The organism is Polaromonas sp. YR568, assembly GCF_943369415.1.
GTDB lineage: Bacteria > Pseudomonadota > Gammaproteobacteria > Burkholderiales > Burkholderiaceae_C > Polaromonas.
Map to the genome: position 1 here is coordinate 97,257 of NZ_CALRNF020000011.1, position 22,768 is coordinate 120,024.

Genomic DNA, 22,768 nt, shown 5'->3' on the forward strand with positions numbered 1-22,768 from the left:
TGGTTGAGACCGCTAGCCCTCACCCCTGCCCTCTCCCAGAGGGAGAGGGAGTGAATACTGGGGAGAGGGGGAAAAGTCCTCAGCCCAGCCGCGCGCGGTGCCGCGCGATCTGCGCCTTCACCTGCGCGGGCGCGGTGCCGCCCAGGATGTTGCGGGCGTTGAGCGAGCCGCGCAGGCTTAAGGCATCGTAGACGTCTTTTTCGATGCTGGGGTTGAACTCCTGCAGCACGGCCAGGGGCAGCTCGGACAGGTCCACCGCGTGCGTGGTGGCGGCCTTCACGGCGTGGGCCACGGTTTCGTGGGCGTCGCGGAAGGGCAGGCCTTTTTTGACCAGGTAGTCGGCCAGGTCGGTGGCGGTGGCGTAGCCGCGCAGGGCGGCTTTTTCCATGGCTTCGGGCTTCACGGTGATACCGGCGACCATCTCGGCAAAGATGCGCAGCGTGTCTTTGAGCGTGTCGACGGTGTCGAACAGCGGCTCCTTGTCTTCCTGGTTGTCCTTGTTGTAGGCCAGGGGCTGGCCCTTCATCAGGGTGATCAGGCCCATCAGGTGGCCGACCACGCGGCCGGTCTTGCCGCGCGCCAGTTCCGGCACGTCGGGGTTTTTCTTCTGCGGCATGATGGACGAGCCGGTGGTGAAGCGGTCGGGGATGTGGATGAAGCTGAAGTTCTGGCTCATCCACAAAATCAGCTCCTCGCTCATGCGGCTGATGTGCACCATGGCCAGCGAGGCGGCCGCCGTGAATTCAATCGCGAAGTCGCGGTCGCTGACCGCGTCCAGGCTGTTCTGGCAGACCTGCGGCTTGCCGTTTTCGTCGACCATGCCCAGGGTTGTGGCCGCGCGTTCGCGGTCCAGCGGGTAGCTGGTGCCGGCCAGCGCGGCGGCGCCCAGCGGCAGGCGGTTCACGCGTTTCCTGATCTCCTGCATGCGCTCGGCGTCGCGGCTGAACATCTCCACATAGGCCAGCATGTGGTGGCCGAAGCTCACGGGCTGGGCCACCTGCAGGTGGGTGAAGCCCGGCAGTATGACTTCCACGTTTTTCTCGGCGATGTCGACCAGCGCTTTTTGCAGGTCGGTCAGCAGGCCGTCTATCAGGTCGATCTCGCCGCGCAGCCACAGGCGCACGTCGGTGGCGACCTGGTCGTTGCGGCTGCGGCCGGTGTGCAGGCGCTTGCCGGCGTCGCCCACCAGCTGGGTCAGGCGGGCTTCGATGTTGAAGTGCACGTCTTCGAGGTCCAGCTTCCATTCGAAGGCGCCGGATTCGATCTCGGAGGTGATCTGCGCCATGCCCTTCTGGATGTCGGCGTAATCGGCGGCGGGGATGATTTTTTGCGCGGCCAGCATTTCGGCGTGGGCCAGGGAGCCGGCGATGTCGGCCTGCCACAGGCGCTTGTCGAAGAACACGCTGGACGTGTAGCGTTTGACCAGGTCGCTCATGGGCTCGGAAAAGAGGGCAGACCAGGCTTGGGACTTTTTGTCGAATTGGTTCACGTCGGGCTTTCTTCTGGGAGGCGGTCACGCTGCCGGTGGGCAGGCCGTGGATTCAGGGCCCCGTATGCGCTATTCTGGGCAAATCCGGGGCCGGCGATGGCTTTAATTGTCGTCCAGGCCGTCGCCGCGGGGCGCGACCGGTGCAATACTCGGCATCACGGTGATTTTATCCATGTGCCGGACCCTTCCCCATGATCCCCGCCGCCCTGTTTTCAGCCATGAATGCACACCATGAAGCCTTCGCCTGACCTGTCGCACTTCGGTGAATCCACTTCGCTGGGCAGCTTCATGCCCGGCGACGAGGAGCTCGCGTACAGAAGCAGCACACGCACCAACATGTTTGACGCCTGCCATGTCGGCGTCGTGCTGCGGGCGGTGCTGTTTGTGGAGGCTGTGGTGGGCGTGGTCGCCATGTTCAGCGCCAACCGGCCCATCGAGTGGCTGCTGCGGTTTTCGCTGCTGACCGGCGGGGTGCTGCCGGCCGTGCTGGCCTGGCTGGTCGTCGTGTGCGTGCTCAAGTCGCGCCTGAACCGGCTTGAGGCCTCGCGCCAATGGTTGTGCGGCATGGCGCTGGGCGCGGTGTCGGGCCTGTACGGCTGCGGCCTGCTGGTCCTGATGGGGCTGTTGCAGCCGGCGCCCCTGTGGTCCAGCGCGGCGGCCGGCGCGCTGCTGTCGGCCATGATGCTGGCCGGCCTCTTCTGGCGTGCCAAGGCGCGCACGCCGGCAGCCACGGCGGCGCGCCTGGCCGAACTGCAGTCGCGCATCCGCCCCCACTTCCTGTTCAACACCCTCAACAGCGCCATCGCCCTGGTGCGCGCCGAGCCGGCCAAGGCCGAGGCCGTGCTGGAAGACCTCAGCGAGCTGTTTCGCCATGCGCTGGCCGACCCGGCCGAGTCGGTCACGCTGGGGCAGGAAATCGCGCTGGCCCAGCACTACCTGGCCATAGAACAGGTGCGCTTCGGCGAGCGCCTTCAGGTGCAGTGGAGCCTGGACCCGGCGGCCAACCTCGCCAAGCTGCCGCCGCTGCTGCTGCAGCCGCTGGTGGAAAACGCCGTCAAGCACGGCGTGGAGCCCAGCGCCAGCGGCGCGCAGCTGAAGATTTCCACGCTCAGGCGCGGCAGCAGCGTGGTGGTCAAGGTCACCAATTCCACGCCCGCGGGCGTAGGTGAGCGCGGCCACGGCCTGGCCCTGGCCAACGTGCGCGAGCGCCTGGCCCTGCTGCATGATGTCGAGGCGAAATTCAAGACCGTGTTCAAGGACGGTGTGTTTCAGGTGCGGCTGGAGGTTCCCGTATGACGCTCAAGATACTGGTGGTTGACGACGAAGCGCTGGCGCGTTCCCGCCTGCGCACCCTGCTGGGCGACTGCACGGCGCCGGCGGCGGCGGTGGGCGCGGAAGCCGCCGATGCCGCGCAGGCGATGAAGGCGCTGCAGCGTGAAGCCTTTGACGCGGTGCTGCTCGACATCCGCATGCCGGGCCCCGACGGCATCGCGCTGGCCCAGATGATGGCCGCGCTGCCACGGCGGCCGGCCGTGGTGTTCGTCACGGCCCATACCGAGCATGCCGTGCAAGCCTTCGAGCTGGAAGCCGCCGACTACCTGACCAAGCCGGTTCGCCTGGAGCGCCTGCAGCAGGCGCTGCAGAAGGTGGAACGCCTGCAGCAGGCCGCGCGCAGCCCGCAGGCCCCGGCCGCCGAAGAGATGCTCATCATCCAGGACCGCGGCCGCACCGAGCGCGTGCCGCTGGCTGAGGTGCTGTACTTCAAGGCGGAGCTCAAGTACGTCACCGTGCGCACGGCCAGCCGCAGTTACATCCTGGACGGCTCGCTGAGCGAGCTGGAAGAGCGCCACGCCGGACGCTTCATGCGCATACACCGCAACGCGCTGATCGCTCGGCGCGCGGTGCGCACGCTGGAGAAACACTTCGACCCCGAGGAAGGCGAAGGCTGGGCGGTGCGGCTCAACGGCATCGACGAGTTGCTGGCGGTGTCGCGCCGCCAGCTCAGCGCGGTGCGCGAAGCCATCGCGGGCTGACCCGGGCCCCGCCCGGCCGGCCCGCTCTTGCATTTTCTTTTTCCCCTTCACCCACTCTCCCATGCCCAAACACGCCGATTTCACCCAGCGCCACGTCCGCCGTTTCAGCAACGAACCCGCCGTCGAGCAGCAGATGGTGCGCGATTTTTTCGGCGGCAAAGCCGGCTTCTATGTGGACGTGGGCGCCAACGACCCCGTGCTCGATTCGCAGTCCCAGCACCTGGAGGCGCTGGGCTGGACGGGCCTGCTGGTCGAGCCCGACCCGGATTGCTGCGAGCTGCTTCGCCAAAACCGCACGGGAAGGGTGATAGAGATGGCCTGCTCCAGCCCCGGCAACGCCGGCAAACAGCTGCAGCTGAACCGCGCCGGGCCGCATTCGACACTGGAAGACCGGCCCATCGCGCTGGGCGCGGTGGTGCGCTCCACGGTGCTGGTGCGCTGCGAGACGCTGGACGCCATGCTGCGGGACGCCAGCGCGCCCCGGGGCTTTGATTTGCTGTCCATCGACATCGAGGGGCACGAGCTGGTCGCGCTGTCGGGCTTTGACTTCGGCCACTGGCAGCCCCGCCTGGTGCTGATCGAAGACCACGTCACCCATCACCACAAGCACGACTTGATGCGCGTCAACGGCTAGCAGCTGCTGCTGCGAACCGGCTTGAACAGCTGGTACGTTCCGGCGAAAGCGTCCTACACGTTTTCCTGGGCAGCCCGGTTCGAATATCTACGTAAGTACTATCTCGGCCTTCCGGCGCGAAAATTCCGCTATTCGCGCCCGGCCTCCAACACGCACACGAGGGATACATGACGCAAGAAGAAGCCCCGCCGCCGCCGGCCGATACGAATGCCGACGCGCAGCGCGTGCTTCTTCACATGCCGGTCGACATCCGCAACATGTCGCTGGTGGTGCTGGCCGGCCTGGCCTTCCTCTTCGTGCTGCATTGGGCCAAGGCCGTGTTTATCCCGGTGATGGTGGGGGTGCTGTTCAGTTATGCGCTCTCGCCGGTGGTCAACTGGCTGGAGACGCGGCGCATTCCGCGCGCGCTGAGCGCGGCCGTGCTGCTGCTGGCCATCCTGGGCGGCATCGGCACCACCGCCTGGTCGCTCAGCGATGAGGCCACGCAACTGGTGCAGGCCTTGCCGGCGGCGGCGCAGAAATTCCGCGAGGCCATGAAGGCGCGCAGCGGGCGCTCCGACAGCGCGCTGGAAACCGTGCAGAAAGCCGCCGCGCAGATCGAGCAGGCCGCGCAGGACAACAGCGTGCCCGGCACTACGCGCGGCGCCATGCGCGTGGTGGTAGAGCCCGCGCGCTTCGACATCCGGCATTACCTGTGGTCCGGCACCATAGGCCTGATCGCATTGATCGGGCAGGTCACGGTGGTGGTCTTCCTCACCTATTTCCTGATGATCTCGGGCGACACATTCAGGCGCAAGCTGCTCAAGCTGGCGGGCGACAGCCTCAGCAGCAAGAAGATCACGCTGCAGGCGCTCAACGAAATCACCGGCCAGATCCAGCGCTACCTGCAGGTGCAGCTGCTGACCAGCGCGCTGGTGGGCGTGTTGACCTGGCTGGCCCTGCTGGCCATCGGGCTGGACAACGCCGCCGTCTGGGGCGTCGCGGCCGCCGTGCTGAACATGGTGCCTTATGTCGGTTCGCTGGTCACGGCGGCCGGTTCGGCCCTGGTGGGTTTCATGCAGTTCGGCTCGCTCAACATGGCCCTGGTCGTGGGCGGCGCCTCGCTGGTCATCCACACCCTGGTGGGCAACCTGCTGACACCTTGGCTCACCAGCCGCGCCAGCCGCATGAACCCGGTGGCGGTGTTTGTCGGCCTGCTGGCCTGGGGCTGGCTGTGGGGCGTCTGGGGCCTGCTGCTGGGCATTCCCATCCTGATGATCGTCAAGGCGATCTGCGACCGGGTGGATGACTTGAAGCCGGTCGGTGAATTCCTCGGGTCTTGAAGGGCCCCCACGGTCGCTCACTTCGTGTAGCTTCCTGCCCCCCGAGGGGGCCGCTGCGCCTGAGGCCCGGCAAAGCCGGTTCCTCGGCCCCTGCTGGTGTAGAACTCCTGTGGGCGCTACTATCGCCGTGCTGGATCAATGAAAAAGAGAAAGAGGTAAGGCCATGATGGAACTGCTCACCGACCCGCAAGCCTGGATAGCCTTTGCCACGCTGACCGCGCTGGAACTGGTGCTGGGCATCGACAACATCATCTTCATCTCCATCCTGGTCGACAAACTGCCCAAGGAGAAGCAGGAACTGGCGCGCCGTCTGGGCCTGTTCATGGCCATGTTCATGCGCATAGGCCTCTTGCTGGTGCTGTCGTGGATCATCGGGCTGGTGGAGCCGCTGTTCACCGTGCTCAAGCAGGAAATCTCGGGGCGCGACCTGATCCTGATTTCGGGCGGCCTGTTCCTGATCTGGAAAAGCACCGGTGAAATCCACCAGTCCATGGAAGGCGAGGAAGGCCATGCCTCCACCGCCGTCAAGGCCACCTTCACCGCCGTGATCCTGCAGATCATGGTCGTCGACATGGTCTTCTCGCTGGACTCCATCATCACCGCCGTCGGCATGGTCGACAACCTCGTGGTCATGATCGCCGCGGTCATCGCCTCGGTCGGCCTCATGATGCTGTTCGCGCCGGCCATAGGCCGCTTCGTGTCCGACCACCCGACCATCAAGATGCTGGCCCTGTCCTTCCTGGTGGTGGTCGGCGTGGTGCTGATCGCCGAAGGGCTGGACCACCATGTGCCCAAGGGTTATGTGTATTTCGCCATGGCCTTCTCGGTCACGGTGGAGATGCTCAACATCCGCATGCGGCGAAAGCCGGCCGTTGCGGACGGGAAAACCACCACGGCAGCGAAAAAGGGTGACGGGCATGCCCCGTGAGTGATAAAGACCCAGCCGCCAGACGCAGTTGCTGCACCATTTGCCTGAGACCGAAAAACGCCTGCATCTGCCGCTGGGTCACGCCCGTGGTGCACCAGGTCGACGTGCTCATCCTGCAGCACCCCCTGGAAATGGACCATGCAAAAAACACCGGCCGCCTGCTGCACCTGAGCCTGCCGGGCAGCCGCATGCTGACCGGCGAAACATTTGAAGAACCCGACCTGCGCGCGGCCGCGGGCCGTGCGCCGCAGTACACGGTCTTGCTCTATCCCGAAACCTTGCGCGAACCGGCACCGGCCATCGACATGGAGCGGCTGAGTGACCCGGTGGGCGTGCGCATGGTGGTGCTGGACGCCACCTGGCGCAAGAGCCGCAAGATGCTGCAGCTCAACCCTTTTCTGGGGCAACTGCCGCGCCTGACGCTGGAAGACATGTCTCCGTCGCGCTACGTGATCCGCAAGGCCCCCAGGCCCGGCCAGCTGTCCACGCTTGAGGCTACCTGCACGGCGCTGGGGCAGCTGGAAGGCGATGCCGAAAAATACCAGCCGCTTCGGAATGCTTTTGACGGGTTTGTGGCGCAGCAGTTGGCGTTTTCTACCCGGCATGAGTTTTTGACGCTTTGACTCTCTGCGGGGTCAAGCTTCTTTGGGGGGTTGAGGGTTGATGTTGGTTTGAGTTCCGGGGCCGGGCTACCCCCGGCCAGCAGCCTTCAGCAGAGATAACAGAGAGAGCGCGCAAGCCGGAGCAAGACCCGGCGCCTCAGTTGCCCAGGTCGACCAAACCTGCCAGCACCACATGCTCGGGCGCCTCATAGTCCGCGATCACCACGGCCCGGCCGGGATGCGCTGAACTGCCCTGAAGCAGCTGGTTGATAAAGGCGATGGAGGGCGCATCCAGCGCGGCAAATGGTTCATCGAGCAGCAACAACTGCGCGCCCGAGGCAAACGCCGCAGCCAGCCAGACCTTGCGCTTCGACCCGGTGGACAGCATGAAGAGCTGTTTGTGCAGATGCGGCTCCAGGCCCATGCCTTCGGCCAGCTGCCTGGCCATGGCCGCATCAAAACCCGCATACCCGGCGCGCAGCGATTCGAAATATTGCAGCGACGTGAGCTGGTCGAAGCTGGTGCTACGCGGCTCTATCCAGGACAGCTGCCGGCGGTAGGCCTCGGGCTGCGCTTTCAGCGATACGCCGTTCAGATGCAACTCCCCCGCATCGGCGGGCAAGGCGCCCGCGAACAGGCGAAGCAGGCTGCTCTTGCCGCGCCCGTCGCCGCCTTGCACCAGCGTGACGCCCGGCTGGATGGCGAGGGACAGGTTGGCGAAGAGTTCGACCCTCGGATCCCTGTAATGGAAGTTGAGGCCTTCGACGGTGAGTACGGCGGAGTGTTTGATGGGGCGGCCCTGGTTGGTCTGGAGGCAGAAGGTGATGGTAATCTCCAATTTCGCAGTGCCTTCCAATATCGCGCCAGGAGACATCCGTGTCCGTCAACTTTCGCCTGCAAGAACCGGACGAGAAAACGCGGCCTGATCAGCTGCACATGCGGCTCACGCATGAGGGCTGTTATTGAGCGCACCTTCGCCAGCAGATGAGGCATCGGAAGGTTGGCCTGACCATGATCACTAACTGGAGAGCAATAGCTTCGCCATCAATGACTACAACCCACGTAATTTCCGAATATCGAACGTCCTGGTATGGCAGGTTCGGGTATTTGACGATGGCAGTTGCCGGGTCGTTCATGTTCGCAATGGTGGCACTCCCGTTTCTGCTTGATCCTCCCGCACCTCAGCAACCCTTGCCATGGTCGATAAAGCTGATTTCAGGACCGGTTCTGGGCCTTTCCGGCTATATCGTTTTTCTTTGCCTGCGCAGGATATTCGGTTCGAGCCGGCGGATCACGACCTATCCCCGCGGGTTTATTTACAAGGGCCCTTTCGGGGTTGTTCGCACAGAATGGGCAGATATCGATTCATACTGGTTGGGGTATGGTGGCAATTCCCCATTCCTGTTCTTGCACATCAGGCTGAAAGACGGCAGTGGAAATCGCCGAAGGAAGTTCAAGCTGGATGTGTCAGGCCTGAACCCAGGCATTGAACAATTGATGAGCGAATTTTTGAGGCAAACAGGGATAAAACCAAAAACTTCAACGTCGTACTGACCTATGCATCCTCCGGTCCGCATCGATCGTCTGAAGTCGAACCAGGGAAAACGGTCAAACCTGTATGTGGTCATGACAGATTGCCGCATTCCACATCTCAGTGATGAATAGGGATGGCTCCGCCGATGAGGAAATAGCACTCATGAGCTTCGGAAAAACCACCCCCATACTCCGCATCTTCGACGAAGCCAAGGCCAGGGAGTTCTACGTCGACTTCCTGGACTTCAAGGTCGATTGGGAACACCGCTTCGGCGAAGGCATGCCGCTGTACATGCAGGTCTCCAAAGGCGGCTGCGTCCTGCATTTGTCAGGCCACCATGGCGACTGCAGCCCGGGCGCGGCGATGCGGATCGAGACGGACGAACTGGAGGCCTTCCAGCGGGAGCTTTTGGCCAGGCAGTACAAATACGCGCGGCCCGGCATAGAGGACATGCCCTGGGGCAGCCGGGACATGTCCATCAGCGACCCCTTTGGCAACCGGCTGACGTTTACCAGCGCGGTCAGCACCTAGCGCTTGCCCCGATGTCCGGCCTTTTGAGGAATTTTCTGACGCTGCTGCGCGCGCTTTTTTCGGCGGGCGCGGCCGGTACGGGCGCGCGGGTCACAAGCTGGTTTTGGGTCACGCCCTTTGATGCCGGAACCCATGTGCTCAAGAGCGACCGCTACCTGCAGCTTGCCGAGGCGGCTCAATTGGACTACCTGGTCAGGACAAGGCTGATGGGCACGCTGCTGCGCCGCCGCCTGAGTTTTGTGAATGCCTCCCAACTGGTCAAGTTCAGCCGGCCCATCGCGATGTTCAAGCGCGTGCGCGTGGAAACCGCCATCATCTTTGCCGATGAAAAATGCGCCTGGTTTTCACATGCGATGTTTGTGGGCGCTGAAGAGCACGCGGAGGTGCTGGTCAAGATGAAATTCAAGAAGGGTTCGCTCACGGTGCGGCCCGCTGAACTCATCAACCAAGATTTTGCCGCCAAGCCCGCCCAACTCGAAGCCTGGGACCGGGCGCTGGACGCGATGTGAGGCTCTCTTTGGTGAGTATTCAAGGCCTGGCCGCGATACATCAGCGGGCACCTTGCGTTACATCCGTTTTACCCAATAAGGTTTTCATGATGAGCCGGTGGGTGTGGATTTTTATATTCGGCTTGTCCGCAAACGCGTTTTCCGCGACAGGAACCGACATCCCCTGGCTGTGGGACAGGACCTGGCCCAGCCGGTTCCAGTCTGCCGAGCTGGCCGTGTTGGTGCACAACATCGAATTGCGCGGAAGCTCTTTGCGCGAAAGGCCGCGTTTGCAGGTCCCCGTGCTGGCGCTTTCCACGCGGGTGACGCCCGTTGTGCACGTGGAGTTCAACCTGCTGGAGACTCCCGTGCAGCCGGCTGCCTTCAACGATGCGATCCGGGATGCAGTGGTGTCGGCGGCGCAAATGTCCACTTCGGGTTGGGTGCAGTTGGACTACGAAGCCAGGCCGCGCGGGCGCGAAGCCTATTTGCAGCTGGTTCGCGACATCCGTCGGGCCTTGCCCGCAAAAATGCGTTTGAGCGTCACGGCGCTGGCCTGGTGGTGCCAGGGCGGTGCCTGGCTGGACACCCTCGCCGCCGATGAAGTTGTGCCCATGATGTTTCGCATGGGTCCCGATGCGCAGCGTTTGCGCACCTTGGTGCGTGAGCAGCCCGGGAAACTCCACCCGCGCTGCCGGGGGCCGGCGGTAGGATTGGCGCGGCAGGAGCCGCAGCTGAACGACATCTCGCAGCGCTATGCCCGGCGCTACTGGTTTGATTACAAAGGATGGAAAGACACCGATTTATGGCCCATGGAACTACCTTGATGAGACCGGTTGCACGCGGCCTGGCGGCAATTGCCGTGTCGGGTTTTATGCTGCCAGCCGCGCATGCCAGCGGCGCCGAAAACCCAATCGACTATTTTGTTTCGCGCGCGCAACCTGACGTCCGGCTGGAGCGCTATGAGGCGGGTTCACTGGGGGTGGTGCTCACAAGCTATCCCCGCGTGTTTCTGTATCCCGCCTGGCGTGCCATTGTCCGCGGCACGCCGGTGGTCGCCACGCCTGCTTCCTCGCCCGACACCTCTGCCATGGGCCCGCTGGACAAAGCCTGCTGCGACAACAGCTCCGAAGAATACCTGAGCCTCACCAGTCCGGCATCGGGCCCCAACCAGTGGCTGGCGGCGCGCCTTGCCCTTGCCGGCGCACCGCCGCGCGTGGCGCCCGCGATCTGGCGTACCGAATACAGCAGCCCATGGACCAGCTACCGCAACTGCCCTGATCCGGCGTGGGCCGCCGCGGCCTCTACCTTGAAGGCCCTGCAATCGCGCGGCGATGCCACGCCGGCCCGGCTGCAGGCCTGGGTCGCCGCGCAGGACGCGGTGTTCGAGTTTTGCGACTATGTGCCGGGCGCCGCGCCGAAGTTCGCCAAAGCGCCTGTTCCGCCGCCCGAGATTCCGGCCTCCCTGCCCGATAGTGAAGCGCCCGTGTGGCGTCAATGGCGCGAGTACCAGATCGCGTCCGCCCACTTCTACGGCGGGCGCCTTGAAGAGGCGGAAGCGCTGTTCACGAAGATAGGCGCACAAACCGGCCATCCCATGCAGGCTTGGGGCGAATACCTGGCCTTGCGCACCAGCCTGCGCCGCTTGACGCTCGACACGGTCTGGGACGCCGCGCTGCGCAAACTGCTGGACGGGCAGGGCACGCCGGAGCAGAAGAAGATCGCCCATGAAGTCTTCAAGAGCCACCGGGACGCCTGGCAGCAGGTGCAACTGGCCGTGCTCACCGCGCGCGGCAACCGCATACTGGCAAAGCCGGCGCTGCGGCCCGTGCATGAGCCCGTCCGTGCCACGCTGCGCCGCGCCGCCTTCCTGCTGACGCCGGTGCAGCGATTTGACCAGCTCAGCGACCAGCTTGACGATGTGCAGGCCGATCCGCACGCCAACGACGCATTGGCGGATTGGCGGCGGCTGGCCAATGACCTGCTGGACGGCGTCGCCCCGCCCATCGAAGCGATGCGGGCAAAGCATGTGTGGTTTGACTGGATGCGCACCTTGCAGGGTTGTGAAGGTACGCTGGTCCGCAGCGACACCGTCAATTGCCAGGTCGAGAACGGGCACGCGGTGGCGCGCTGGGAGGCCGCGGGAAAGGCGGCGCGCGGCGAGGCCGCGGCGTGGCTGGTCGCCGCGCTGGCCACCGCCGCCGAACCCACGCCCGAACTCGTGCAGGCAGCCGAACGTGTTGCGCAGACGGCGCCCGAGTACCTGACGGTGCAATACCATCTGGTTCGCCTGCAGCGAACGGCCGGCCAAACCGATCCGGCGCGCAGCCGTGCGGAGAGCCTGCTGGCCAAGGCGCCGCAAAGCACCAGCGCCGTCAATCTGCTGCGCCGCGAGCGCTTCGCCATGGCGACAGGGCTGGAAGATGCCGCCCGGTTTGTGGAGCGCCGCGTGACAGGCCAAAGCAACCCCGACACCGGGCAAACGCGTCCGTCATCCGCGGCTGAGGAGCCATTCGCCCAGATCGACGAGGACGGCGACCGCTGGCTCAATGAACGCCTGAGCGCGGCGGAGTTGCTCAAGCTCAGCGAGCTCGGCACGCTTTCGCGGCCTTTGCGTATCAGCCTGGCGACGGCCGCCTGGTGGCGCGCGGACTTGCTGGGAAAACCCGCATTGGCCAATACGGCCGCCGAGCGCAGCGCGGCCTTGCTGCCGCGCCTGGGCAGCCTGGCAAAAAACTACGTGGCTGAGGCCGATCCACAGGACAAGCGCCACCTGCTGGTGATGGCGTCTCTCACGGATTCGCTGTCGCCGCTGGTGTCCGCGATGCCCATGGTGGCAAGGAGCAATTCGGCGCAGCCCCGGGACGACGTTACGGCCAGCGCCTGGTGCGGCATCGGCCCGCAGGCTTCGGGCAACGCGGCAGCCCGGTCGCTGCGTGAGCCGAACGGCCCCCAGCCGCAAGCCGACAGCGCGCAGGAAGTGGCGGCCGAGATGGCCACCCTTCGAAAAATTCCACCGGCCACCAGTTTTGTGGGGGCCCACGTGCTCAAACGACTGGAGCTGCGGCCCGCGGATCCCGACTTGCCGTGGTTGCTTTACGTCACTGTGCAATCCACGCGCGGTGGCTGCGTGGGCCGTGACAACGAGACGCTCTCACGCACGGCGCATGCCAAGCTGCACCTTCTGTATAAAAAGAGCGAGTGGGCGCAGAAGGCACCCTATTGGTACAAATAGGGGCGATGGAAAACCACGGCGCTCCCGAAGCGCGTTCATGCGGGCAACAGCTCAAGGAGCGCGCAAAGGCGCTAGCGCGATGCGCGCCAGGCATTTTCCTTGCGGGTGATTCCAGATGCCGGGTCTCAAGGCCGCAGTGATTCGGCGACAAATGCGGCGGCGAAAAGGATGGACTCAAGTTCTTTGCAGGGCTTGATGTCCGCATACCCGACCGGGGCCGCGCGCTGGAGTTCGGCGTGCACGTCGGCCAGGCCCCGGGCATGGGCTTGCAGGGCAAGGCGCCTGGCTCCGTGCTCTCCATGTGCGCCGACCAGAAAGCTTTTGCTCTGGCGTTTGCCGTGCATGTCCACCCAGAAAGCCTGCCAGAAGGGAAAGGGTTGGCCGCCGGGTTTTTTGGGAGGGTGCACGTAACGCGCCACGCCTACCGTTCCGGATGTATTGCGCCTGTTTTTTCGCGCGCTGCGCCACAGGCGATGGTCCGCCTCAAACGTGGCGATATACACCTCCACGGCATCCCGGTAGATCTTCGCGGCGGCAAGTGACTGGCGTTTGCCGCCGTAGGACGCGTCGCTGAAAGTCCGTTCAACGATCCGCCCGAAGCGCCGGACAGTGACCCGCCAGGTTCTCTCGAGGTCAGACTGGAGGCGGATGATGCGGCGCAAAGGATTTTGGTAGTCGGTTCTGTACATGGCGCTGGAAAATCCAGAACCGTAATCCATCCCATCCGGCGCGTTCACAAAGAATGTCATCGCGCGGGCATTGTTTGTTGGTTTTCCAGGCGAAGCACCGGAAATAGCGTGTTGACGTGTGATGTGCGTGGGCGCTCAAAGGCCCTAGGCCCTCACCCCAGCCCTCTCCCAGGGGGAGAGGGGAAGAGGAAGGAGATCGTGGTTAACGGACCAGCAGGCGCGCATTCGCCGGCAATTCCGCCAGCCGCACTGGCTGACCGGGCGCGATCACCTGAGCGTCCTGGAATCCGCTTTCCGCTGCCGCGTCATCACGTTGCCAGCGAATCGTCAGCGCATGGCCTTGCACGTCGAGGGTGATCTCGAACGACGGCCAGTGCGCCGGCACGCAGGGCGACAGCGACAGCTCGCCTTGCTGAATGCGCAAGCCCAGGAGGTTTTCCAGCGCGGCGCGGTGCAGCCAGGCGGCCGAGCCGGTGTACCAGCTCCAGCCGCCGCGGCCCACGTAGGGGGCGCTGCCGTAGATGTCGCCGGCCATCACATAGGGCTCCAGTTCGTAGGCCGGGCCGCGCAGCGGGTGTTCGCTGCGGTGGGCGGGGCTCAGGGCCTGGAAGCTTTCCCAGGCGGCCTCGGCGTCGCCGGTGGCGGCCTGGGCCATCATGGCCCAGACGGCGGCGTGTGAATACTGGCCGCCGTTTTCGCGCACGCCGGGCGGGTAGGCCTGGATGTAGCCGGGGTTGTTGGCCGAGTGCTGCAGCGGCGGCGTGAGCAGGCGCAAGAGGCCCGCGTCGTGGTCGACCAGCTGCTCGTTCATGGCCTGCATGGCGGGGACCGTGAATTCACCGGTGGAGGCGCCGGACAGCACGGCCCAGGCCTGGGCGATCAGGTCGATGCGGCATTCGGTATTGCTCGATGAACCCAGCGGCGCGCCGTTGTCGAAGAAGGCGCGGCGGAACCAGGCGCCGTCCCAGCCGTCCTTGTGCAAGGCGCTGATCCAGCCCTGGCGCGCGGCCAGCCAACCGTCGACGCGGCCGTCGCCGCGCGCGCGGGCCAGCGGCTCGAAGTCCTGTACCACGCGGCACAAAAACCAGGCCAGCCAGACCGACTCGCCGCGGCCCTCATGGCCCACGCGGTTCATGCCGTCGTTCCAGTCGCCGGTGCCCATCAGCGGCAGGCCGTGCGCGCCGGTGGGCAGGCTGCGCTCCAGCGTGCGCGCGCAGTGTTCGAACAGCGTGGCGCTTTGCGCGCTGGTCTGCGGCGCGTAGTAGGCGTCTTCCGCGCCTTCGGGAATCGTGGGGCCGTCGATGAAGGCGACCTGTTCGTCGAGGATGGCGGTGTCGCCGGTCACCGCGACGTACCAGGCGCAGGCGTAGGGCAGCCACAGCAGGTCGTCCGAAAAATGCGTGCGCACGCCTTCGCCGCCCGGCGCGTGCCACCAGTGCTGCACGTCGCCTTCGGGGAACTGGCGCGAGGCGTTGAGCAAGATCTGCCGGCGCAGGCGTTCGGGTTCGATGAGGGCAAAGGCCATGGCGTCCTGCAGCTGGTCGCGGAAACCGAAGGCGCCGCCGGCCTGGTAGAAGCCGGCCTTGGACCACAGGCGGGAGGCCAGCGTCTGGTACAGCAGCCAGCGATTCACCAGCGCGTCGAACAGCGGGTCGGGTGTGCGCACCTGCACCTTGCCGAGCAGGCCGGACCAATAGCCCTTGACCTGTTGCAGCGCCGCGGTCGTGTCGCGGCCTTGCCAGGCACGCGCCAGCTCTGCGGCCTGGGCCGCATCGGTGGCGTGGCCCAGCATGAAGGTCAGCGTCAGGCTTTGGCCGGGCGCCAGGCTGAAGTCGCCGGCCAGCGCGGCGCAGGGGTCGCTGCCGTTGGCGGCGTTCTGGCCCAGCGAGGCGGGCGGCGCGAGGCGGCCGGCGGCATCGAAAAACTCGCCGCGGTCGCAGGTCCATTGCGGTGTGCCCGGCAAGCCGGTCAGCGCAAGAAAGGCGGTGCTGCCGCCGAAACCGGCGCGGCTTTCGCGTTGCTGGGCGAATACGGCGTTGAGCGCGCTGTCCTTGGCGCGCCAGGCGTGCACGGTGCGGCGTTCATGGCGCCCGGCGCCCATCTGCCACTCGACCATGGCCAGCGCGCGCAGGCGGCGCGGGGCCGTGCCTTCGTTGCGCAGCTTCAGTTGCACCAGCTTGACGGAGTCCTTGAGGTCGGCGAACCAGGTGGTTTCTGCCGTGAGCGTGCCGTGCCGGCGTTCAAACACGCTGTAGCCCTGGCCGTGGCGCACGCGGCAGGGTGTGCCGTCGCCGGTGCCGGCGTTGGACGCGTCCAGCGGCAGCAGTTTTTGGGTGTCCAGGTCCTGCAGCAGGTAGTGTTCAAAGCGCGGGTCGGTGACCGGGTCATTGGACCACGGCGTGAGCTGGTGCAGCCGGCTGTTGCCGGCCCAGGTGTAGCCGGCGCCGGCTTCGGAGACCTGGAAGCCGAAGGCGGCGTTGGCGATCACGTTGACCCAGGGGCGCGGCGGCCGGTGCAGGGCGTCGACCTCGAACTGGAATTCACCGCTGGCGGCGTCAAAGCGGCTTTGCGGTGTCTGCGCGGTCTTTACTACCTGCGGCTGGTGGTCGATGCTGACGCGCGGCGCCGCAGTGCCCAGCGCCTGCAGCGCGGTGGCCTGCTGCTCCAGCGGCCGGCCGTCGGCCACCAGGACGAGGCGCGCCAGGCCGGCCAGCGCGGCTTTTTCGGAGGGCACGATCTCCTGCTCGCGCAGCAGGAAAAAGCCGCCGGCGTCGTTGCGCGGGAAGCTGTTCTCGGCCTGCTGCAGCGTGCGGTCGCGCAGCGCCAGGATGTCGCGCTGCAGCGGCATCAAATAGGAGTTGGCTTCGCTGTTGAGGATGACCACGTCGGCGGCCAGGCCGCAAAAACTCCACCAGGGCTGGGCCCGCAGCAGCGCATGCACCAGGCCCATGCCGGCGCTGGAATGGATCAGCACCAGCACGATGGGCTTGTCGCCCGACAGGCCGAAACGCCAGAGCTGGCGCTGGTCGATCAGGCCGCGCTCGGCCATGGGCCGGGCGCAGCTGTACATCAGCGCGGTGTTGATGTCCTGCAGCGCGGCGTTTTCCTCGGGGTCCACGCCCAGGTCGCGCAGCCGCACCTGGGCCAGCGTGGCGGCCATGCGGGTGGCGCGCTCCACGTGCATGGGCTGCAGGTATTTGTCGATGCGCGCGGCCAGCTCGCCGGCATCCGCCGCCGCGGCGGTGGCAAAGCTCAGGCGCGCCAGCCCGCCGGCGGGAATGCGTATGCGCACGCGCAGGCCGGCTACCGGGTCCAGTCCGTTGATGGGTGAGCCATCCTCGCCGCGCGCTTCGGCCAGCAGGGCCGGCTCGCCGGGCCCGCGGTTGCGGCCCAGGAAGGTACGCCGGTCGGCGATGAAATCGATGGCACGCACATTGGCCTCCGAGTCGGCCAGGAAATGCGCCACGGCCATGGCCGGGTCGCCCTGCAGCCTGGCCCTGCGCGACAGCAGCAGGGCGCGCCATTCGGCATGCCACGCGGTCTGCATGAACAGGTTGGAAAACGCCGGGTGGGCCTCGTCGGCGCGCGGGTCGGTCAGCACGGCTTCGAAGCAGGAAATCACGTCCATCGTGATCTCGGCATCCGACACGTTGCGCAGCGTGACGATGCGCAGCTCGGTGTCGTCCTCGGGGCTGACGAGCACGGTGGTCCTGGCCTCCAGCGTGCTTGACGCCATCTCGAACTGCACGCGGTCGGCCAGGAAGGTGGCCTTGTAGCGCCAGTCGGGGTGCGGCGCCGGATGCTGGGTGAGCGATGAGACGCGGTCCTGGCCGGCGGGGCGCAGGTAGATGAAGGTGCCGCAGGCGTCGCGCAGCAGGTCGTCGCGCCAGCGCGTGATGTTGTAGGTCCTGTCGCCCATGCGCCAGCGGCTCACACCGGCGCCGTTGGCGCGCAGGGCCACGCTGTAGCGTCCGTTGGACAGCAACTGCGTGGGCTGCCAGCCGGCGGCGGCGGGGTCGAGTTCGCGCGAATGGTAGAGCTGCGCTTCGGCGGCGTCGTCGGGTTCGGGCAGCGCGCGCGGGTCGGCGCTCTGGATGATCTGGCGCGGGGTTTTTTCGTGCAGCAGCGAATCGAAGGCCTGCACCAGCGGCGCCGAGGCGAACCAGCGGCGCGGCGCCTCCTTGCACAGCACGTTGCACAGCGCCACCAGCGCCATGCCCTGGTGGTGCGCCATGAAGGTGTTGACCAGGCTCAGCGCCTGCGCGCCGGGCTGGCGGGCGACGGTGAAGTCCAGCGCGTCGGCAAAACCGTACTCGCCGCGCGCGCCCCATTGTTCAAGCTGGCGCAGGTTGGCGACGGCCTCATGCGGCATGAATTGCGCGGCCATGATGCTGGCATAGGGCGCGACCACGCGGTCGGTGGGCGGCGTGCGGCGCAGGGCCAGGCGCGGCACGCCGAAGGGCGAGTACTGGTAGGCCAGCGTGTGGTCCTGCGCGAAATAGGCCGACTCCGACACGCCCCAGGGCAGGCCCTGGGCGTCGCCGTAGGCCTGCTGCTCTTTCACGGCGGCCAGGCCCGAGACATGCAGCAGGCCCTCGTCGGGCTCGCTCATGACCAGCGAAGGCATCAGGTATTCGAACATCGAGCCCGACCAGGATTTGAGGCCGGGCGTGACGCCCACCGTCAGGAAGGCGCGGCCCAGCGCCAGCCAGTGGCGGCGCGGCACGTCGCCCTTGGCGATGGCCAGGAAGCTGGTCAGGCGCGCCTCGGAGGCGATCAGGTCGTAAAAACTCGCGTCCAGCGCCTGCTCGTGCACGCGCAGGCCGATGTGGAACAGGTGGCGCTTGGTGCTGTACAGGCCGCTGAAGTCCATGGCCATGCACAGGCGTTCGCAACGCTCGCCGAGTTGCATGAGCTGGGCGGATTCGGCCGCCGTTGTGCCTTGCCGCGCGGCCAGCAGCCTGCAGGATTGCGCGACCGCCAGCAGGTGGCCGGCGAGGTTGCCGCTGTCCACCGTGGAGACATAGGCCGGCGGCAGCACCTGCAGCGTGCGCGTTTCGTACCAGTTGAGTAAATGGCCGTTGTGCTTGGGCAGGGATTCGACGGTGTCCAGCGTGGCCGCCAGGCGCATGGCCATCTCGCCGGTGGAAATCCAGCCGAACTGGCGCGCGCAGGCGACGGCCATCAGGTAGAGGCCGATGTTGGTGGGCGAGGTGCGGTGGGCCAGCGTGGGTTCGGGCTCCATCTGCAGGTTGTCGGGCGGCAGGTGGTGGTCTTCGGGGCCGACCACGCGTTCAAAGAAGCGCCAGGTCTGGCGCGCCAGCTTGAGCAGGTAGTCGCGGTCCACGGCGTCCGCGGTCGTCGCCGGGTCCACCGCGCCGGGCTTGCTGCCCCACCAGGCGGCCAGCGGCGCCAGCGCCCACAGCAGGAACAGCGCGGGGCCTATCAGCGGATGCGGGCTCCAGCAGGCGGCCACGGCCAGCGCCAGGCACAGCGCGGACACGCCCGCATGGCCGCGCACAAAAGCGCCCAGCGTGTAGCGGGCCGAGGCCTGGGCCTGGGCGGCGGTGGTCCACTGCAGCAGGCGCCGGCGGCTGGCGGCCATGCGCCAGAGCGCGCGCGTGATCGCGTCCAGCAGCATCAGGGCCTGCACGGCCAGCTGGCTGAACTGCCACAGCGCCTGCGCCAGCGCGCGCCCCACGTCGCGCATGCCGACGTCGAAGAAATGCAGCCAGGCGATGCCGCGCCGCGTGGGCACCAGCCCGGCCAGCGCACCCATCAGCGGGCCGGCCAGGAAGGCGAAGAAAGTGAAGGCAATCGCCGTCTTGATGGACAGGCTGGCGGTGAAGACCACCCAGGCCAGCAGCGCGAAGCAGGCCGGCGCCACCAGCGAGCGGCGCAGGTTGTCGGCCATGCGCCACAGGCCCAGGGCGTCTATGCCGAAGGTGGCGGGCCGCAGCATCAGCGGCAGCAGCTGCCAGTCGCCGCGCGTCCAGCGGTGCACGCGCGAGGCGGCCACGCCGGCATGGTGCGGCTGGTCTTCCATCAGCACCACGTCGCCGGCATAGCCGCAGCGCGCAATGCTGCCTTCGAGCAGGTCGTGGCTCAGGATGGCGCCCTCGGGCAGGCGCTGGTCCAGCACGGCGTGCACGGCCGCCACATGCAGCAGGCCCTTGCCGGTGAAGTTGCCCATGCCGAACACGTCCTGGTAGAGGTCGGAGTTGCCGCTGCTGTAAGGGTCCAGGCCGCTCTGGCCGGCGAACAGGGTGTGAAAGAGCGAACGCTCGTGGCGCGCGGGCAGGGGCGTGGCCACACGCGGCTGCAGGATGCCGTAGCCGGCGGTCACGCGCCGCGTCTTGCGGTCTATCTGCGGCGTGTTGAGGGGGTGGGCGGCAATCGCCACGAGTTCGCGCAGCGAGCCGGCCGGCAGGCCGGTGTCGCTGTCCAGCGTGAGCACATAGCGGGTGCCGTCGGCCAGCCGCATGGCGTCGCCGGCCGGCGCGAAGGGTGAGGCCGAGCGTTCGGCCAGGTGCCGCAGCAGCATTTCGAGTTTGCCGCGCTTGCGTTCCCAGCCTATCCAGCGGCGCTCGGTGGCCGACCAGCTGCGCGGGCGGTGCAGCAGCACAAAGCGCGCGGGCTGGCCGTGCGGCGCGGGGTAGGCGGCATTCAGCGCGCGCAGCCGGGCCAGCGCGTCGTCGAACAAGGCCTGGTCGCCGGGCGTGCTTTCGGTCCCGGCATCGGCCCAGTCCGTCAGCAGCCCGAATTGCGCCTGCGTTTCACGGCTGGCCAGCCAGTGCAGCTGCAGGCGGTGCGCCAGCTCGGCGTTGGAGGCGGCCGAGGTGAGCATGGACGGAATGACGACCAGCACGCGGTGTTCGGCCGGGATGCCGGCGCTGAAGTCCAGGCGGGCCAGCGGCTGTATGCGGGTGGACTCGGCGATCAGGCGGTGCATCAGCGCCACCACGGCTTCGGAGGCCGGCCAGGCCATCAGCAGCACCGCCACCCAGGCGGCGGCGGAAAGGTCGGCCAGCGGGTGCGCGGCCCAGGTCAGTGCGGCCACGGTGCCGGCGGCCCAGGCCGCGGCGAACAGCGGCAGGCGCCAGGAGCGCGGGGTTTCGGAGGCCGGCAGGGGCTTGTGCGGGCCCGTGGAGGGACGCAGCGCGGCTTCAAGCACCGGCCGGCCCGGCCCTATCAGGTAGTAGCCGGCAGTGCGCGCGACCATGGAGTTGTTGGGCTGGCGCGCGGCGGCCAGCACGGCTTCGGCGACGGCGCGTTCGGACTTGCCGGCCTGCTGCGCCAGCCTTTCCATGGCGCGCGTGATCTGCTGGCGCGTGAGTTCGCTTTCGCGCGAAAAACTCGGCAGCCGGCGCAGCACCTGCAGCGAGTGGCTGACCGGTTCGATCAGCTCCACCCATTCGACCTGGCCTATCAGCCTGAGCGTGGTGATGATGTTGCTGACCGTGAGGTTGGCGGCCACCTGCACGGTCTGGCCTTCACCGATCATGCCCAGCGCGTCGGTACAGTGCTGCGCGGTCCAGCGCACCAGCGGAAGGGCGGGCGGCGCGTCGGGCTCGGCGCCGCCGGCCGGCATGCGCTGCCAGAGCTGGGTCAGGTAGCTGCGCTCCAGGCCGTGGACCTGCATCAGGGCCAGCAGCTCGTCGAGTTCGCGCAGGCTCAGCGCCTCGGCCTTGTCCCAGGCGGCGTGGGCGATTTCGCGCGCGACCTTGTTCCAGGCGATGCGGTCGGCCATGCGGCGCAGGTTTTCCAGCAGCACCACGCGCAAGGTGGTGGGCAGGGCCCAGAGTTCGCCGAGGTTGAGTTCGCTGACCTCCTGGTACGCATGCAAAAAGGCGGTGAACAGCACCGGGTCCAGCACGCTGTCGGTATGGGCCACATAGGCCCAGGCGATGCCGTAGACGCGCGGCAGGCCCTGCAGCGGCTTGTCGGCCAGCTTGGGCAGGTCGGCGTAGTAGCGGTGCGGCACGCCGTCCTGGATCTGCTGCAGCTGCGCCTCGACCAGGTGGAAGTTGTCCAGCAGCCATTCGGCCGCGGGCGTGACGTAGTGGCCGCTGCGCGAGGTCAGCGCGATGTAGTCGTAGGCCAGGCGTATGGCGGCGATGTTTTCCTGCACGCGCGGGAAAAACGGCGGGCCGGTGTCGTCGCTGCCCGGAGGCAGCACACTTTGCGCGGCGGCCAGGCTGCGGCCGTGCTCTTCAAAACGCTGGGCACCGAACAGTTCGGCGCGTATGGGTTGCTGGATGTCGCCGCGGCGCGAGGCGAGCAGTTGGCGGGCGTAGGCGCTGAGGGTGTCCAGCCGCTCGATGACCGGCGTAGTCACGCGCTCAGGCTAGCGCGAGAAGGCCGAAGCAGATCGCCACGATGAGCGCCACCGTCACGATGCGCGGTGACACCACGGAATGCGCGGACTGAAGGCTCGACTGGAGCGTAAAGAAGCGGCCGCGCGAATGCGCGCACTGGTTCATGTGCGACGCCAGGTCGGCGGCGTCGGTGGAAACAAAATCGTTGCGAATGGCCGACGGTGTATCGGCCATGATCTCCAGGGTGGTCATGATTCTGCGCTCCGGGCTAGGCTGGGGGTTGGGCAATGCGTGCGGAATGCAGCATCGCTCCTGTCTTACACCATGCTAAGCACCGGTGCCGTCAGGCACCATCAGAAGACGCTGGAGTTTGTCTAGGACAAGGCCTACAGTATGCGCTTCTTGAATACCCCTACGGCGGGCAATCCCCTGCGAGGGTATCGCCATCGGCCAGGTTGCGCCCCCTGCATGGGTCTGCTGGCCGGGGTCGCCCGGCATGCGACTCACTTTTTTTGCTTCGCCAAAAAAAGTAAGCAAAAAAAGGCGACCCTGGTTGCTGCGTCCCTTCGCTTCGCTACGGGCAACCTGCGGTGCTCGGTCCAGACGGGGTCAAAAACAACTCGCTGCGCTCAAACAAGTTTTTGCCCTGATCCGTCTGGCCCTGCGCTCCTCGGCGCATCCACAAGGGGCAATCGGGAGCGGGGACAGAAGACAAAGAACAATACAAATACCAACAAGGACTCGCCATGGCGAGTCCTTGTTTCTTCAGATATTCGGTTTTTGTCTTTGGCTGTTTTGTATTTCTTTTCCCCGTTTCCACCCCTTGTGGATGCGCCGAGGAGCGCAGGTTCAGGCGGATCAGGGATCGCGTTGTCTGAGGTTCTATGGTTCGCGTCAAGCCATCGCGCGGGCAATCAGGGCTTCATCGAACGGTTTGCCGCTCTTCCACACCGCAAACGCCACCC

Annotated in this window: 16 protein-coding genes and 1 pseudogene; 12 read left to right on the forward strand and 5 right to left on the reverse strand. The window is 66.4% G+C overall.

Going from position 1 to position 22,768, the window contains the following annotated elements:
- Positions 1 to 79 precede the first annotated feature (79 nt).
- Positions 80 to 1,489, reverse strand: a complete 1,410-nt coding sequence (gene argH, locus ACLV74_RS09540; RefSeq protein WP_411879152.1) for an argininosuccinate lyase — start codon at positions 1,487 to 1,489, stop codon at positions 80 to 82.
- Positions 1,490 to 1,720: 231 nt separating this feature from the next.
- Between argH and ACLV74_RS09545 the strand changes: the two genes are divergently transcribed.
- From ACLV74_RS09545 to ACLV74_RS09570, 6 genes are all read left to right on the forward strand, one after another.
- A complete protein-coding gene (locus tag ACLV74_RS09545; RefSeq protein ID WP_411879153.1) occupies positions 1,721 to 2,785 on the forward strand; it encodes a sensor histidine kinase in 1,065 nt (354 codons plus the stop codon).
- Positions 2,782 to 3,522 (forward strand): LytR/AlgR family response regulator transcription factor, encoded by a 741-nt coding sequence (locus tag ACLV74_RS09550; RefSeq protein ID WP_411879154.1) that lies wholly within the window; start codon positions 2,782 to 2,784, stop codon positions 3,520 to 3,522. Before ACLV74_RS09545 ends, ACLV74_RS09550 begins: the two co-directional genes overlap by 4 nt.
- Positions 3,523 to 3,583: 61 nt before the next feature.
- On the forward strand, positions 3,584 to 4,156 hold the full coding sequence (locus tag ACLV74_RS09555; protein ID WP_411879155.1) for an FkbM family methyltransferase: 573 nt from the start codon (positions 3,584 to 3,586) through the stop codon (positions 4,154 to 4,156).
- A 167-nt stretch (positions 4,157 to 4,323) separates the two neighbouring features.
- Positions 4,324 to 5,478, forward strand: a complete 1,155-nt coding sequence (locus tag ACLV74_RS09560; protein ID WP_411879156.1) for an AI-2E family transporter — start codon at positions 4,324 to 4,326, stop codon at positions 5,476 to 5,478.
- A gap of 163 nt (positions 5,479 to 5,641) precedes the next feature.
- Positions 5,642 to 6,406, forward strand: a complete 765-nt coding sequence (locus ACLV74_RS09565) for a TerC family protein (protein WP_411879157.1) — start codon at positions 5,642 to 5,644, stop codon at positions 6,404 to 6,406.
- Positions 6,403 to 7,029, forward strand: coding sequence for a tRNA-uridine aminocarboxypropyltransferase (locus ACLV74_RS09570; RefSeq protein ID WP_411879158.1), 627 nt, complete (start codon positions 6,403 to 6,405; stop codon positions 7,027 to 7,029). Before ACLV74_RS09565 ends, ACLV74_RS09570 begins: the two co-directional genes overlap by 4 nt.
- 136 nt (positions 7,030 to 7,165) lie before the next feature.
- Here ACLV74_RS09570 and ACLV74_RS09575 read toward each other — a convergent pair whose 3' ends face one another.
- Positions 7,166 to 7,846 carry an ATP-binding cassette domain-containing protein gene (locus ACLV74_RS09575; protein WP_411879159.1) on the reverse strand — a complete coding sequence of 227 codons (681 nt, stop codon included), beginning with the start codon at positions 7,844 to 7,846 and terminating at the stop codon, positions 7,166 to 7,168.
- A 173-nt stretch (positions 7,847 to 8,019) separates the two neighbouring features.
- Here ACLV74_RS09575 and ACLV74_RS09580 point away from each other — a divergent pair, with 173 nt between their 5' ends.
- From ACLV74_RS09580 to ACLV74_RS09600, 5 genes are all read left to right on the forward strand, one after another.
- Entirely contained in the window at positions 8,020 to 8,562 is a 543-nt protein-coding gene (locus tag ACLV74_RS09580; RefSeq protein ID WP_411879160.1) for a hypothetical protein, read from the forward strand.
- A 142-nt stretch (positions 8,563 to 8,704) separates the two neighbouring features.
- Complete coding sequence (locus tag ACLV74_RS09585; protein ID WP_411879161.1) at positions 8,705 to 9,073, forward strand: glyoxalase superfamily protein; 369 nt, start codon at positions 8,705 to 8,707, stop codon at positions 9,071 to 9,073.
- Positions 9,074 to 9,084: 11 nt separating this feature from the next.
- The gene (locus ACLV74_RS09590; RefSeq protein ID WP_411879162.1) at positions 9,085 to 9,582 is read left to right on the forward strand and encodes a thioesterase family protein; all 498 of its coding nucleotides are present in this window, start codon (positions 9,085 to 9,087) and stop codon (positions 9,580 to 9,582) included.
- A gap of 86 nt (positions 9,583 to 9,668) precedes the next feature.
- Positions 9,669 to 10,388, forward strand: a complete 720-nt coding sequence (locus ACLV74_RS09595) for a hypothetical protein (protein ID WP_411879163.1) — start codon at positions 9,669 to 9,671, stop codon at positions 10,386 to 10,388.
- Entirely contained in the window at positions 10,388 to 12,796 is a 2,409-nt protein-coding gene (locus tag ACLV74_RS09600) for a hypothetical protein (protein WP_411879164.1), read from the forward strand. The genes ACLV74_RS09595 and ACLV74_RS09600 overlap by 1 nt, the downstream gene beginning before the upstream one ends.
- Positions 12,797 to 12,921: 125 nt before the next feature.
- Here the strand turns inward: ACLV74_RS09600 and ACLV74_RS09605 are convergent, their stop codons facing one another.
- From ACLV74_RS09605 to ACLV74_RS09615, 3 genes are all read right to left on the reverse strand, one after another.
- Positions 12,922 to 13,545 carry a hypothetical protein gene (locus ACLV74_RS09605; protein WP_411879165.1) on the reverse strand — a complete coding sequence of 208 codons (624 nt, stop codon included), beginning with the start codon at positions 13,543 to 13,545 and terminating at the stop codon, positions 12,922 to 12,924.
- Positions 13,546 to 13,687: 142 nt separating this feature from the next.
- Positions 13,688 to 21,823, reverse strand: a complete 8,136-nt coding sequence (locus ACLV74_RS09610; protein WP_411879166.1) for a GH36-type glycosyl hydrolase domain-containing protein — start codon at positions 21,821 to 21,823, stop codon at positions 13,688 to 13,690.
- Between the two features lie 4 nt (positions 21,824 to 21,827).
- Entirely contained in the window at positions 21,828 to 22,055 is a 228-nt protein-coding gene (locus tag ACLV74_RS09615) for a hypothetical protein (RefSeq protein ID WP_411879167.1), read from the reverse strand.
- Between the two features lie 216 nt (positions 22,056 to 22,271).
- Here ACLV74_RS09615 and ACLV74_RS09620 point away from each other — a divergent pair.
- Positions 22,272 to 22,768, forward strand: a pseudogene (locus ACLV74_RS09620) (hypothetical protein); the annotation flags it as partial.

Coding starts and splice junctions, on each gene's coding strand:
- ACLV74_RS09560 (WP_411879156.1), top strand. CDS start 4,324: ATGACGCAAGAAGAAGCCCCGCCGCCGCCGGCCGATACGAATGCCGAC.
- ACLV74_RS09595 (WP_411879163.1), top strand. CDS start 9,669: ATGATGAGCCGGTGGGTGTGGATTTTTATATTCGGCTTGTCCGCAAAC.
- ACLV74_RS09565 (WP_411879157.1), top strand. CDS start 5,642: ATGATGGAACTGCTCACCGACCCGCAAGCCTGGATAGCCTTTGCCACG.
- ACLV74_RS09600 (WP_411879164.1), top strand. CDS start 10,388: ATGAGACCGGTTGCACGCGGCCTGGCGGCAATTGCCGTGTCGGGTTTT.
- ACLV74_RS09550 (WP_411879154.1), top strand. CDS start 2,782: ATGACGCTCAAGATACTGGTGGTTGACGACGAAGCGCTGGCGCGTTCC.
- ACLV74_RS09555 (WP_411879155.1), top strand. CDS start 3,584: ATGCCCAAACACGCCGATTTCACCCAGCGCCACGTCCGCCGTTTCAGC.
- ACLV74_RS09590 (WP_411879162.1), top strand. CDS start 9,085: ATGTCCGGCCTTTTGAGGAATTTTCTGACGCTGCTGCGCGCGCTTTTT.
- ACLV74_RS09545 (WP_411879153.1), top strand. CDS start 1,721: ATGAAGCCTTCGCCTGACCTGTCGCACTTCGGTGAATCCACTTCGCTG.
- ACLV74_RS09615 (WP_411879167.1), bottom strand. CDS start 22,055: ATGACCACCCTGGAGATCATGGCCGATACACCGTCGGCCATTCGCAAC.
- ACLV74_RS09585 (WP_411879161.1), top strand. CDS start 8,705: ATGAGCTTCGGAAAAACCACCCCCATACTCCGCATCTTCGACGAAGCC.
- ACLV74_RS09580 (WP_411879160.1), top strand. CDS start 8,020: ATGATCACTAACTGGAGAGCAATAGCTTCGCCATCAATGACTACAACC.
- ACLV74_RS09605 (WP_411879165.1), bottom strand. CDS start 13,545: ATGACATTCTTTGTGAACGCGCCGGATGGGATGGATTACGGTTCTGGA.